We start from the raw sequence: 13,487 nt of genomic DNA, 5'->3' as shown, positions 1-13,487 counted from the left end.
ATGATTGACGAATTTGAAGCGCGCATCCTCGCTCTGATCGACGATATGGTGGAAAGTGCCAGTGACGATGAGCTGTTTGCCAGCGGTTATCTGCGTGGGCACCTGACGCTGGCGGTGGCAGAGATCGAACAGGCCGGCGAACATACGCCGGAAGCGCTACAGATCCAGGTGCAGAACAGTCTGCAAAATGCCATCCAGGCGGGCGAACTGTCACCGCGCGATCAGGCGCTGGTGATTGGGATGTGGGACAACCTGTTCCTTCAGGCGCGTCAGCCAGTCTGAGTCGCCGTGGGCGCGGACAAAACCGCTCTGCCTTTCAGTAATTTTCTCACCCAGTAACGGTTGGGATGCAGTGCAGCCAGCGTGTGGCGATCCAGCGGGATCGGTTCGCCACAAAGCTGCGCCGCCAGCACTTCTGCCGCCAGTGGCGCGCTGCATAATCCTCTTGAACCAAGTGCCCCCAGCACAAACAGCCCCGGATAAACGGGGGCCGTCACCGCATCCTCCCGGTTTTCTGACAGCGTGGCATACTGCTCCAGCGTTTGCTGGTAGTCGGGCAGGGGGCCTGCCATCGGCAGATGATCGCGCGTGGCACAGCGTACGCCGCTACGCGCACTGCCAGCGCTGACGTCAACTTCTCGCGGCCAGTCTGCCTCTGGCAGACAGTCTGCCAGCCGTTGCCGGTTTGCCTGCTGATCGTCTTCACGATAAGTGGTCGAGCTGTCACCGCGATGATAGCTGGCGCCAATGCAGTGATGCTGGTTAGCCGGATTAACCGGTGTCAGGTAGCCGTCATAACAGAGCACCTGCTGCAATTTGCTCAGTTTCGCCGTGGTGGGGATGTGGCTGACCTGACCACTCACCGCGTAGGTCGGCAGTTTTTCACTCTGGGTAAATGAGGTCAGCGCATGGCCGGTTGCCAGCACCACATTCTGATGTGTTTGCGTCGGGCTGGCGGCAAAATGCAGCTGCCAGCCGCCTGGTGTGGCGGTGAGACGGCTCAGCCGATGATGCCAGTTCAGCCGTAACCCCAACTCTTTTGCCCGCTTGTGCAGTGCCGGTGTGAGCTGAACGGGAGACAGCCAGCCGCCTGCCGGGTAGGTGATGCCGCCGCAGCCGGTTGTCACACCACACAGCGCCTCGGCTTGCTGCTGGCTGACCAGACGGGCAACGTCCTCCGGCAGGGCCATCGCCGCCATTCCGGCGATTTTCTTGCTGCTTTTTTCATCCCAGCCAAGCTGAGTGACGCCACACCACTGGTGATCGAAGCTGACGTCGAGCTGGTCATACATGCGTCGGGCAAAGGTAAAGGCAGCGGGGAAAAAGTGGGCCAGCGCCGGGTCGTGATGATTAAGTAAGGGATAAAGTGCCCCCTGACGATTACCTGAAGCCCCCTCAGCCGCCGCGCCATCGGCACAATAAAGCGTCACTTTTTTACCACGCCGTAGCAGCGCCAGCGCCAGCAGGATCCCGGAAATACCGCCGCCGATAATGGCGATATCATCGTCTGAGGCTGTGGCTCGGGCATACCAGGGTGCCAGAGCGGGGGATCTGATGGCTTTGCTCAGTACGCCGGTCAGCATTTCACGCTTGATGCCAAAACCTTTGCGTTTAGCCAGAGTGAATCCCGCTTCCTGCAATCCGCGGCGCACAAAGCCTGCCGACGTAAAGGTCGCGAGCGTCCCACCTTCGCGGGAAAGTTTTGCCATGCAGTTGAATAATTCTGCTGTCCACATATCCGGGTTCTTCGCCGGTGAAAAGCCGTCAAGAAACCAGGCATCCACCTGCTGATGCAGGCTGTCATCAAAAGTGTGAATCAACTGATTAATATCGCCAAACCACAGGTCTAAGGTTATCTGCCCCCCCTGCAACAGCAGACGATGACAGCCGGGCAGAGCAGCCGGCCATTGTTCGCGCAGCTCTGCTGAAAATTTCGCCAGCTGCGGCCAGCTGGCGTGGGCGAGGGTGAGATCATCGAGCGTTAACGGATATTTCTCACAGCTGATGACATGTAAACGTTGTAACCTGGCACCCGGCTGCGACTGGCGAAACTGTTCGAAGTTTTGCCACAGGGTAAGAAAGTTAAGTCCAGTGCCGAAGCCGGTCTCGGCCACAATAAACAGATCGCGCGGATGTTGTACAAACCGATTGGGTAAATCATTGCCGTCAATAAAGACATAATGTGTCTCCTGCGGGCCGTTATCACTGGAGAAGTAAATATCGTCAAAGGTTCGGGATACAGGTGTACCCTGTTCATTCCAGTGCAGTTCGGCATGTTTTATCGGGCTATTTTCCACAGCAGATGCTCATTTATCAGGCGGTGGCGCGATTGTAACGGTGTGAGGCGGCCCACGCAAATTTACAAAAGTTAACCGCTGATCGGACTTGTTCGGCTTACAACTGTAAGCTAAAGTGCCTGTCGAATCCTAATGTAAGTAGTGAATGAGGTATTGAATGAAACGAGCAGTGATTACTGGCCTGGGGATCGTTTCCAGCATTGGTAATAACCAGCAGGAAGTTCTCGCATCTCTGCGTGAAGGACGTTCCGGCATTACCTTCTCTCAGGAGCTGAAAGATTCCGGCATGCGTAGTCACGTCTGGGGTAACGTCAAACTGTCTAAAGACGAAATCTCCGGCCTCATTGACCGCAAAATTCTGCGTTTTATGAGTGATGCATCCGTTTATGCCTATATTTCCATGCTCGAAGCGGTAAAAGATTCCGGCCTGACCGCTGAGCAGTATCAGAATAATCCCCGTGTTGGCCTGGTGGCCGGTTCAGGCGGTGGTTCGCCGTTCTTTCAGGCGGCCAGCGTCGATGGTATGCGGGCAAAAGGTCTGCGCGGCGTGGGACCCTATATGGTGACGAAAGCGATGGCCTCCGGCGTTTCCGCCTGCCTCGCCACACCGTTCAAAATTCACGGTGTTAACTACTCCATCAGCTCGGCCTGTGCCACATCCGCCCACTGCATCGGTAATGCGGTAGAGCAGATCCAGTTGGGCAAACAGGATGTGGTTTTTGCCGGTGGCGGTGAAGAGCTGTGCTGGGAAATGTCCTGTGAGTTTGATGCGATGGGAGCACTCTCGACTAAATTCAACGACACCCCGCATAAAGCTTCGCGCACCTATGATGCCGGCCGCGATGGTTTTGTTATTGCTGGCGGCGGCGGCATGGTGGTGGTGGAAGAGCTGGAACATGCGCTGGCGCGTGGCGCACATATCTATGCCGAAGTGGTGGGCTACGGCGCAACCTCCGACGGTGCCGATATGGTCGCCCCATCCGGTGAAGGCGCTATGCGCTGTATGCGGATGGCGATGCAGGATGTGGACACGCCAATCGATTACCTGAATACCCACGGCACTTCGACGCCGGTCGGCGACGTGAAAGAGCTGGGGGCTATCCGTGAAGTGTTTGGTGATAACTCTCCGGCGATGTCGGCTACCAAAGCGATGACCGGCCACTCACTGGGTGCCGCTGGCGTACAGGAAGCGATCTATTCACTGTTAATGCTGGAGCACGGTTTTATCGCACCAAGCATTAATATCGACGAGCTGGACCCGGCAGCACAGGGGCTGAATATCGTCACCAAACCCGTTAACCAGCCGCTGAAAACCGTTATGTCTAACAGCTTCGGTTTTGGTGGGACTAACGCTACGCTGGTGATGCGTAAGCTCAACTGATCCTATCCGGGGGGCAGTTCCTGCCCCCTTTTCTGACGCCTTTTTTCCCCGCGTATTTCTTATCAGCAGCCAGACTCTTCCATACCTTTTTTTAAATTCTTTTAGTGATTACGCCGAGTCGGCCCGGCATCCCTGTGTTATCACTGGCAGCAAAATGTTAATGTTGCGTGGCAGGCAGAAGCCTGTTGCATCTGGTGAGTGACCACGTCTGATTAAACAGTCGCGCCCTGACATCCTGTAAAAATCCGGCCAGAGAAGACCCTCTCGCCGCAGATCGTTAAACCGGTACTGAGATATGCAAAATCGTCTGACCATCAAGGATATTGCGCAAATGAGCGGGGTGGGGAAATCCACCGTTTCCCGGGTGCTGAATGGCGAAGAGGGCGTCAGTCAGAAAACCCGCGAAAAGGTAGAGGCCGTCATTCAGCAACAGGCGTTTATGCCTTCCCGTTCGGCCCGTGCCATGCGGGGACACAGCGATAAAGTGGTTGGCATTATTGTTACCCGTCTGGATTCGTCGGCCGAGAATCAGGCTGTGCGCACCATGTTGCCCCTGTTTTATCAGCAGGGTTTCGATCCCATCGTCATGGAGAGCCAGTTTGATCCGCAACTGGTGACCAGCCAGTTGAAAATGCTGGCACAACGGCATGTTGATGGGGTGATCCTGTTTGGCTTTAATGGCCTGAACCATGAAATGCTGGCGTCCTGGCAACAGAAAATGGTGGTGATGGTGCGGCAATATGCCGGAATTTCCTCCGTCAGTTACGATGATGCCGGTGCGGTTAATTTGCTGATGGCAAGACTGCATCAGCAGGGGCATCGTTTTATCAGCTATCTGGGCGTGGATGAAAATGATCTCACCACCGGTGCCTGCCGCTATCAGGCCTATCTGGACGACTGCCAGCGATGGCAATTGCAACCGCTGGCAGCGCTGGGCCCGTTGAATTTTCAGAGCGGCTACACCCTGGCTGCCCAGGTGATCGCCGATGGCACCAGTGCGATTGTCTGCGCTTCTGAAAGTATTGCCCTCGGAGCCAGCAAATATTTGCAGCAACAGCAGATAAGCGATGTGCAGATCGCAGCAATTGGTGATACCCAGTTATTGCGTTTTCTCTTTCCACAGACATTATCAGTCGAGTTTGGCTATGGCGCAGCCGGGATGCAGGCAGCACAACAGCTTCTTTCCCTGCTGTCTGGCGCATCCTCAGTGACCCACACCCTTGTTCCCTGTCAGCTAGCCTGAATTTTCATCATTTATCCTCTTACGAAAACTGTCATAAAACGCCAATAAATCACGGCGTTTTGTGATCGCCGCGCCAAAAAGGGAACGTTCCCATTTTTGGCTGACTGCCCGATCGTTACACTCCTTTTGCCACGAGATCTTACCGCGAATCTTGTGTCAGCGCCGGTCAACACCGATCGGTATTTCTGGAAAGCATTCGCAAAAGGACACGATAAAGGATTACCCATGAGTAAAGTAAACCCATCAGATATTGACAGACTGATCACGCTGGTTGGGGGCAGAGAAAACGTTGCCACCATCAGTCACTGCATTACCCGATTGCGCTTTGTGCTGGCCAATCCGGCGCTGGCTCAACCGCAGCAACTGGAATCGTTGCCGATGGTAAAGGGCTGTTTTACCAACGCAGGCCAGTTCCAGGTGATTATCGGCACCAACGTGGATGACTACTATAAGGCGTTGATTACCGCTCTGGGCCAGAGCAGTGCCGACAAAGAAGAGGTGAAGGCGGCCGCCCGACAGAATATGAAATGGTCAGAGCGGGTAATCTCCCACTTTGCAGAGATTTTCTTTCCACTGTTACCGGCGTTAATCAGCGGCGGTTTGATCCTCGGTTTCCGCAACATCATCGGTGATATTCAGTTTTCAGGCGGGGAGACGCTGGCGCAGTCATCACCAGCCTGGAAAACGGTGTATGACTTTCTGTGGCTGCCTGGCGAGGCCATTTTCATGTTCCTGCCGGTGGCGGTGTGCTGGTCAACGGTGAAAAAAATGGGGGGCACGCCGGTACTGGGGATTGTGCTGGGCATTACCCTGGTTTCCCCACAGCTGATGAACTCGTATCTGCTGGGGCAGCAGTTGCCGGAGGTCTGGGACTTCGGCTGGTTCAGCATTGAGAAGGTGGGTTATCAGGCGCAGGTCATTCCCTCAATGATGGCCGGGATGCTGCTCGGCTGGATCGAGGTCCGGCTGAAAAAGCTGATCCCGGATGCAGTCTGTCTGGTCATTGTGCCGGTGGTCACTCTGTTGCTCTCTGTCCTGCTGGCACATCTGCTGATTGGACCGCTGGGACGGATGATCGGCGATGGCATTGCCTGGTGCGTGAAGGCGATCATGACCGGTAGCTTTGCCCCCATTGGTGCCACGCTGTTCGGCTTCCTCTATGCGCCGCTGGTCATTACCGGGGTGCATCAGACCACTCTGGCGATTGATATGCAGATGATCCACAGCACCGGCGGTACGCCATTGTGGCCGTTAATTGCGCTTTCGAATATTGCGCAGGCCTCGGCGGTGCTGGCGATCGTTATTATCAGCCGCAAGAAAAATGAGCGCGAAGTGTCAGTCCCGGCGGCGATCGCGGCTTATCTGGGGGTCACTGAACCGGCGATGTATGGCATTAACATGAAATATCGCTTTCCGATGCTGTGCGCCATGATCGGGTCGGCCTGCGCTGCGCTGATTTGCGGGCTGAATGGTGTGCTGGCAAACGGTATCGGCGTCGGGGGGCTGCCGGGTATTTTGTCGGTACAGCCTGCATTCTGGCCGGTCTATGCGCTGGCAATGTTGGTAGCCGTGGTGGTGCCGTTGAGTCTGACGCTGTTGATTTACCGTCGTAAAAGCCAACAGATGAACATTGTGGAATAAAAACAGAAAAGGATTTTGTCATGAAACACACTCTTCCCTGGTGGCAGAACGGCGTTATTTATCAGATTTACCCAAAAAGCTTTCAGGACAGCAGCGGTAATGGTCATGGCGATTTGCATGGCATTTACCAACGGCTGGATTACCTGCAAGACCTGGGCGTCGCGGCGTTGTGGCTGACGCCGGTTTACGTTTCACCCCAGATTGACAACGGCTATGACGTTGCCGATTACTGCGCCATCGATCCGGCCTTTGGCACCATGGCCGATTTCGAACGACTGACAGCCGCAGCACACCAGCGCGGTATCCGTATCGTGATGGATATGGTGTTTAATCACACCTCCACAGAACATCCCTGGTTTAAGGCCGCGCAGAACCCTTCCAGCCCTTACCGACAGTTTTACATCTGGCGAGAAGGGCGCGACGGTCGTGCGCCAAACAACTGGCTCTCCAAATTTGGTGGCTCTGCCTGGCAATGGCATGAGGCAAGCAACCAGTACTACCTGCATCTTTTTGCAGCGGAACAGGCCGATCTCAACTGGGAGCATCCGCCTGTGCGTGAGCAGTTGAAAAAGATTTGCCATTTCTGGGCGGATAAGGGGGTGGATGGACTGAGGCTGGATGTGGTCAATCTGGTGTCAAAGCCACAACAGTTACCTGACGACCACGCTGGAGATGGCCGCCGTTTTTATACTGACGGCCCGCGTATCCATGCGCTGTTACAGGAGATGAACCGGGACGTTTTTACCCCGCGCGGCCTGATGACCGTGGGAGAGATGTCATCCACCACGCTTGAACACTGCCAGCAATACTCCTCGAATGACGGCAGTGAACTGTCGATGACCTTTAATTTTCATCACCTGAAAGTGGATTATCCGGATGGTCAGAAGTGGGCCCAGGGCGCGCCCGATTTTATCCAGCTAAAGCAAATTTTCAGCGACTGGCAGCGGGGAATGCATAACCGGGGCTGGAATGCCCTGTTCTGGTGTAACCATGATCAGCCACGTATTGTTTCGCGCTTTGGTGACGAGGGGGCGCTGCGGGAAACCGCCGCCAAAATGCTGGCCATGGTGCTGCATGGTATGCAGGGTACTCCCTATATCTACCAGGGGGAGGAGATTGGCATGACCAATCCAGGCTTCAGCGATATCAGTCAGTATCGTGATGTGGAAAGCCTGAACACCTGGACCGCCCTGCGCAACGCAGGAAAAAGTGAGGCAGAGGTGTTGGCCATCCTTGCCAGCAAATCGCGTGATAATGGCCGGACGCCGATGCAGTGGGACAGTTCCGCCAGTGCCGGTTTTACTACCGGTGAGCCGTGGCTGGACTGTGCGCAAAACTATCCGCAGGTCAACGTGGCGCAGGCAGCAGCCAGTCCTGATTCGGTGTTTTACACCTACCGTCGCCTGATTGCCTTGCGTAAAGAGCTGCCGGTGCTGACCCACGGAGATTATGAGGATCTTGCACCGGCACATCCTTCACTGTGGTGCTATCAACGTCGCTGGCAGGGGCAACGCCTGCTGGTGGTCGCCAATCTCAATCGTGAGCCGCTGGCCCTGTCAGGGGAACAGATTGCGCTCTCCTCCTCCGCTCAGCCAGTGATTGCCAACTATAACGATGCGCCAGGCAGCCTTCCCGGGATGCTTCGTCCATTTGAATCGGCGTGGTGGCTGGATAAGTGAGTTATCCGGATTTTAATAACAGGGAATGATAATGATGAAAAAAATAAAACGTCGTAACACCTCGCAGCAAAGCTGTTTACTGGGCACGCTGGCCGCGGGGCTGCTGTCTGCTCCGGTCCTGGCGGTAGATTTTCACGGCTATGCCCGTTCCGGCATCGGCTGGACGGGCAGCGGGGGTGAGCAGCAATGTTTTCAGGCCACAGGCGCAGGCAGCAAATACCGTCTGGGGAATGAATGTGAAACTTACGCGGAATTAAAACTGGGTCATGAGGCGTGGAAAGAGGGAGACAAAAGCTTTTATTTCGACACCACGCTGGCCTATGCCGTCTCTCAGCGTGCTGATTTTGAGTCTGTCTCACCGGGATTTCGTGAGGTTAATGTCACCGGCGTTAATCTGATTGATGCGCTGCCCGGATCGGTTATCTGGGCAGGTAAACGTTTTTACCAGCGCCATGATGTCCATATGATCGACTTCAATTACTGGGATATTTCCGGGCCGGGCGCAGGGCTGGAGCAGGTGGATGTGGGTTTTGGTAAATTGTCGCTGGCGGTGACGCGAAACAGTGAGGAGGGCGGTTCACTGGGTTTCCTTGAAAGCCAGCGTGATGAGCGGCCCACGGTCAACGATGTTTTTGACCTGCGTCTGGCGGGGCTGGCGGTTAACCCTGGCGGTACGCTGGAGCTGGGGCTGGACTACGGACGCGCTACCGTGCAGCAAGGTTACCAACTGGCTGAGGGTGCCAGCAGAGACGGCTGGATGATGACCGCCATACACAGCCAGACGCTCTCCGGCGGCAGCAACCATGTGGTGGTGCAGTACGCCACGTATGCGATGACCTCGCTGAATAATGGCCGCAGTAGCGGGGCCAGCATCGATAACAACGGAACCATGTTGCGGGTTATCGACCACGGCGCGGTGGATTTTAACGACCGCTGGGGGCTGACGTATGTGGCGATGTACCAGAATATTGACCGCGATAATCAGAATGGCTCGACCTGGTATACGGCGGGTATCCGTCCTTCTTATAACTGGACGCCCATAATGAGCAGCCTCATGGAGCTGGGCTACGACAATGTTAAATCGCAGCGCACCGGTGAACGTAACGGTCAGTATAAACTGACGCTGGCTCAGCAGTGGCAGGCAGGCCCCAGCGTATGGGCCAGGCCCTCGTTGCGGGTGTTCGCCACCTATGCCAGATGGCAGGAAAAATGGGGATATGCCACCCGTACCGATAGCGGCTATGTGGCCAATCTGGCCTACAGCGACACGGCATTACATACCTTCAGCCGGGCAATAACGATGAAGTGACCTTTGGCGCACAGATGGAAATCTGGTGGTAGTCAGGTGTTATCACATCGCCTGCCGCCAGTGACAACGACAGAATGGCATTGCCAGCACACTATTCTCTGCCTGCGGCAGGGCGGAGAATATCCCGCCTCATTACCCGCTAATTTACCGCTGCTAAGTCGCAACCCTGTTTACAGATGAAATACCGGATTCTGCGGGTGAAACTAACCTGACAGCAAGGCAGGGGGTTCAGAGAAAAACCCACAGCAGAAAAATAAGCACTAACACGGCGGCAAAAACGGTAAAAGCCGGACGGTTGACCAGCGGGCGCAGGTCCGGCGGCACCCAGGCCCAGAGTGGCGCAACAATTGGCTGCGGATTGATTTCGCTGTCGGCCACGGGTTGTTCGCGCAATTTTTCCGCACGGCGGGCAAACAGCAGGTTGATCAAATCCTGAGCCTGAGCGGTGGTCAATACCGCCTGCGGTGGCAGCTGGAAGCGTTGCTGGCTGGCGTCTTCCAGCATTTTTTGTTCTGCATGATCCGGCGGAACCTTCAGGGCAGAGAGCAGCAATGGCAGGGTTGGCGCAGTGTGCTGATTCAGCGTATGGCTTATTTGCAGATACTGTGTCAGCAGAGGAAAGACCCGGGAAGGGATCGGATCGCCATGATGCAGATTGACCATTTTCAGCACCGACGCCCACAGTTTTACCGGCTGTTCTCCGGTGGCGGCAGCCAGTTTTGCCACCTGCTGATTCAGGGTGTGATGTTCGGCTGGCAGCAGAGTGCGATCGGTAATATGGTTCTGTTGCGGCTGCGGGATAGCCATCTGACCGTTCTGCAACATGGTCAACACCTGACGCAATTGGTCAGGATTCAGCGAACTGAGCACCGTATGACCGAACTGCTGACGAATGAAATCACTGACCGCCTGTCGGTTATTGCCCTGGGGCAGCAGATCGGTTAACTGTTGAAACAACTGGCGGGTGGCATGGGTATTCTGCACCTGCGCAAGGCGGGTGTTAAGAAACTGTTCAGCGGCGGGGAAATGGCGCGACAGCAGACCCTCGTCATTTTTCACTCCCACTTCATGACGCAGGCCAGCCCATAACTCCACGGATTTCAGTGAACTGAGCGCCATGATTTTGACTATCAGCCTTTCCAGCGTGGTGCGCTGAGCGGGTGAAAGCGGCTGCTCTCCTGGGCCGGTTGGCAGAGTACCGGGCCTGAGATCGACCGTTGTACGATCGCCGGGGATCGGCGCACCAGGGCCACTAAGCGGTTGCATGGCAAAATCCTTAACTCATCGGTTAACATCCGGGGCGCGCCGGAAAAAGAGTGAAACACTATGATAACAATCCCACCCGGTGTTAGGTAGTGGGCGGAGGTGCCCGGGGGAAATATTTTATCCGGCCTCTGCCTGAACGGGGTGGTGCGGGTATGATTGCGCACTGGGTTACTTCGGCAGAACAGAATGAGCAGCTACCTGCGTTTTCAGGCTCTTTCCGGATGTGATAAGTTTATTTTTATGTTTTATAAGGTTTTATTTTAAATCTGTTTCAGGTCTTGCGGGCGTTGTGCCCACCGGAGGTTAACTGTGCCTGATGTAAAAAAAGAGCTAAAAATTCTCGTCGATGAAAATATGCCTTACGCCCGCGAGCTGTTCAGCCGTACCGGAAAGGTGCTGGCGGTGCCTGGTCGTCCGGTGCCGCAGGCGGAGCTGCATGATGCCGATGCGCTGATGGTGCGCTCCGTCACCCCGGTTAATGCAGCATTGCTCAGGGATAAACCGGTCAGGTTTGTCGGGACGGCCACGGCCGGCACGGATCATATTGATGAGGCATGGCTGAACGAACAGGGCATTGCTTTCTCCGCCGCGCCGGGCTGTAACGCGATTGCGGTGGTGGAGTATGTGTTTTCCGCTTTGCTGATGCTGGCAGAGCGCGACAGCTTCCGGCTACAGGATCGTACCGTGGGGATTGTCGGCGTGGGTAACGTTGGCGGCCGGTTGCAGAAGCGCTTGCAGGCGCTGGGGATCCGTACACTGCTCTGCGATCCCCCGCGTGCTGAACGCGGTGACGAAGAGGATTTTCTGCCGCTCTCTGCGCTGGTGGCGGAGGCCGATATTCTGACCTTCCACACGCCGTTGTTCAGGGAGGGGCGCTGGCCGAGCTGGCATCTGGTCGACGAGGCGTTGCTCCGGGCGCTTAAACCGGGAACTATTCTGATAAATGCCTGCCGGGGAGCGGTGGTGGACAACGCGGCGTTGCTGAAGGTCATGCAGCAGCGCGACGACCTGAGTGTGGTGCTGGACGTCTGGGAGCCAGAGCCGGAACTTTCCCTGCCGCTGTTGCAGAAGGTGGATGTGGCGACGGCGCACATTGCGGGCTACACGCTGGAGGGCAAAGCACGCGGAACCACCCAGGTCTTCGAAGCCTGGTGCGCCTTTCTCAAACAACCGCAGCAGATAGCGTTGGATACGCTGCTGCCTGCGCCAGAATTTGCCAGCGTGACGCTTCACGGTGAGCTTGATCAGTCTGCGCTGAAAAGGCTGGTTCATCTGGTGTATGATGTGCGCCGCGATGATGCCGCGTTGCGCAAAGTTGCTGCGCTTCCCGGAGAGTTTGACCGCCTGCGTAAGAACTATCAGGAGCGGCGTGAATGGTCTTCGTTACAGGTGCTTTGTGATTCAGAGCAGGCTGCCACAATGCTGACAAAACTGGGTTTTGACGCTGTTTTTCAGCCCGCTCACTGAGTCAGGATGGCCTGTTAAGATTATCTCGCCGGGCTTCCTAAGGTTGCCATAAGGTGGGGTAAATAATCTGTTGCCGGGCGGTGATGTCACCGCCTGATGTTTTTTTGTGATTGTCTGGAGTAAGCCAACATGTCTGACGGCTGGAATATTGCGCTACTGGGTGCGACAGGAGCAGTAGGGGCAGCGGTGCTGGAGCTGCTGGCGGAACGTCAGTTCCCGGTGGGGGAACTTTACTTACTGGCCAGTGAACGCAGCGCTGGTGAAAACCTGCGTTTTGAAGGCAGAACCGTGCAGGTTGGTGATGCCCGTGATTTCGACTGGTCGCAGGCGCAGCTGGCGTTCTTTGCCGCCGGACGCGAGGCCTCTGCGCGCTATGCAGAGGAAGCGGCCAGCGCCGGGTGCCTGGTGATCGATACCAGCGATCTTTACGCCCTGGAGCCGGACGTGCCGCTGGTGGTGCCGGACGTTAATCCGCAGGTGCTGGCAGACTACCGGAACCGCAACATCATTACCGTCGCCGACAGCCTGACCAGCCAGTTATTGTGTGCAATCAAACCCCTGATCGACACAGCCGGTCTGGGACGTTTGCAGGTGACCAGCCTGATAGCGGCATCGTCGCACGGTAAAGCAGCGGTGGATTCACTGGCGGGTGAAAGCGCGCGGTTGCTTAATGGTCTGCCTGCGGAAGAAAACTGGTTTGGTCGCCAGCTGGCCTTTAATATGCTGCCGTTGTTGCCCGATGCTGAAGGCAGCGTGTTGCAGGAGCGTCGGCTGGTCGATCAGGTGCGTAAAGTACTCCAGGATGAAGGATTGCCGATTGCGGTCAGTACCGTTCAGGCTCCGGTTTTCTACGGCAACGCACAAATTGTGCATATGGAAAATTTGCGTCCGCTGGCGGCAGAAGAAGCGCGGGACGTGCTGTCGCAGACCGAAGATATCGCCCTGTCCGGGGACGACGATTATCCTACGCAGGTCGGAGACGCGTCAGGCAATGCCCAGCTCAGCCTTGGCTGCCTGCGCAACGACTACGGCATCCCGGAGATGCTGCAATTCTGGTCGGTAGCCGATAACGTTCGCTTTGGCGGTGCGTTGATGGCAGTGAAAACCGCCGAGAAGCTGGTGCAGGAGTATTTCTGGTGACCTTAACCACTCCAGAGCCACAGACCACCAGACTGGCTCTGGGTATTGAATACGATGGCAGCCG

General features: G+C 56.0%; 9 protein-coding genes and 1 pseudogene. 8 read left to right on the top strand and 2 right to left on the bottom strand.

The genetic code is table 11. The features are described 5' to 3' along the window. A complete protein-coding gene (locus tag BG55_RS12555) occupies positions 1 to 282 on the top strand; it encodes a YfcL family protein (protein WP_034938189.1) in 282 nt (93 codons plus the stop codon). On the opposite strand, the gene mnmC is transcribed toward BG55_RS12555, so the two are convergent. After that, entirely contained in the window at positions 270 to 2,297 is a 2,028-nt protein-coding gene (mnmC, locus tag BG55_RS12550; RefSeq protein ID WP_034938187.1) for a bifunctional tRNA (5-methylaminomethyl-2-thiouridine)(34)-methyltransferase MnmC2/FAD-dependent 5-carboxymethylaminomethyl-2-thiouridine(34) oxidoreductase MnmC1, read from the bottom strand. The genes BG55_RS12555 and mnmC overlap by 13 nt on opposite strands. Before the next feature lie 157 nt (positions 2,298 to 2,454). On the opposite strand from mnmC, the gene fabB reads away from it, so the two are divergent. The 5 genes and pseudogenes from fabB to BG55_RS12525 all read left to right on the top strand — a co-directional run bounded on the left by fabB (position 2,455) and on the right by BG55_RS12525 (position 9,582). Further along, on the top strand, positions 2,455 to 3,678 hold the full coding sequence (fabB, locus tag BG55_RS12545) for a beta-ketoacyl-ACP synthase I (protein WP_034938185.1): 1,224 nt from the start codon (positions 2,455 to 2,457) through the stop codon (positions 3,676 to 3,678). A 295-nt stretch (positions 3,679 to 3,973) separates the two neighbouring features. Beyond that, positions 3,974 to 4,921 carry a trehalose operon repressor TreR gene (gene treR, locus BG55_RS12540; RefSeq protein ID WP_034938183.1) on the top strand — a complete coding sequence of 316 codons (948 nt, stop codon included), beginning with the start codon at positions 3,974 to 3,976 and terminating at the stop codon, positions 4,919 to 4,921. A 225-nt stretch (positions 4,922 to 5,146) separates the two neighbouring features. Then, positions 5,147 to 6,562 carry a PTS trehalose transporter subunit IIBC gene (treB, locus tag BG55_RS12535; RefSeq protein ID WP_034938182.1) on the top strand — a complete coding sequence of 472 codons (1,416 nt, stop codon included), beginning with the start codon at positions 5,147 to 5,149 and terminating at the stop codon, positions 6,560 to 6,562. Between the two features lie 20 nt (positions 6,563 to 6,582). Next, positions 6,583 to 8,241 (top strand): alpha,alpha-phosphotrehalase, encoded by a 1,659-nt coding sequence (treC, locus tag BG55_RS12530; RefSeq protein WP_034938180.1) that lies wholly within the window; start codon positions 6,583 to 6,585, stop codon positions 8,239 to 8,241. A gap of 34 nt (positions 8,242 to 8,275) precedes the next feature. After that, positions 8,276 to 9,582 (top strand): annotated as a pseudogene (locus BG55_RS12525) (maltoporin). Positions 9,583 to 9,778: 196 nt separating this feature from the next. Here the strand turns inward: BG55_RS12525 and flk are convergent. Continuing rightward, entirely contained in the window at positions 9,779 to 10,816 is a 1,038-nt protein-coding gene (flk, locus tag BG55_RS12520) for a flagella biosynthesis regulator Flk (RefSeq protein ID WP_034938179.1), read from the bottom strand. Positions 10,817 to 11,125: 309 nt separating this feature from the next. Between flk and pdxB the strand changes: the two genes are divergently transcribed. Both pdxB and BG55_RS12510 read left to right on the top strand, forming a co-directional pair. After that, positions 11,126 to 12,283 (top strand): 4-phosphoerythronate dehydrogenase PdxB, encoded by a 1,158-nt coding sequence (pdxB, locus tag BG55_RS12515; protein ID WP_034938178.1) that lies wholly within the window; start codon positions 11,126 to 11,128, stop codon positions 12,281 to 12,283. A 129-nt stretch (positions 12,284 to 12,412) separates the two neighbouring features. After that, complete coding sequence (locus BG55_RS12510; RefSeq protein ID WP_034938176.1) at positions 12,413 to 13,423, top strand: aspartate-semialdehyde dehydrogenase; 1,011 nt, start codon at positions 12,413 to 12,415, stop codon at positions 13,421 to 13,423. Positions 13,424 to 13,487: the final 64 nt, after the last annotated feature.

The sequence above is a fragment of the Erwinia mallotivora genome, from assembly GCF_000590885.1.
Classification (GTDB): domain Bacteria; phylum Pseudomonadota; class Gammaproteobacteria; order Enterobacterales; family Enterobacteriaceae; genus Erwinia; species Erwinia mallotivora.
This window is presented reverse-complemented; position numbering and strand designations above follow the sequence as displayed.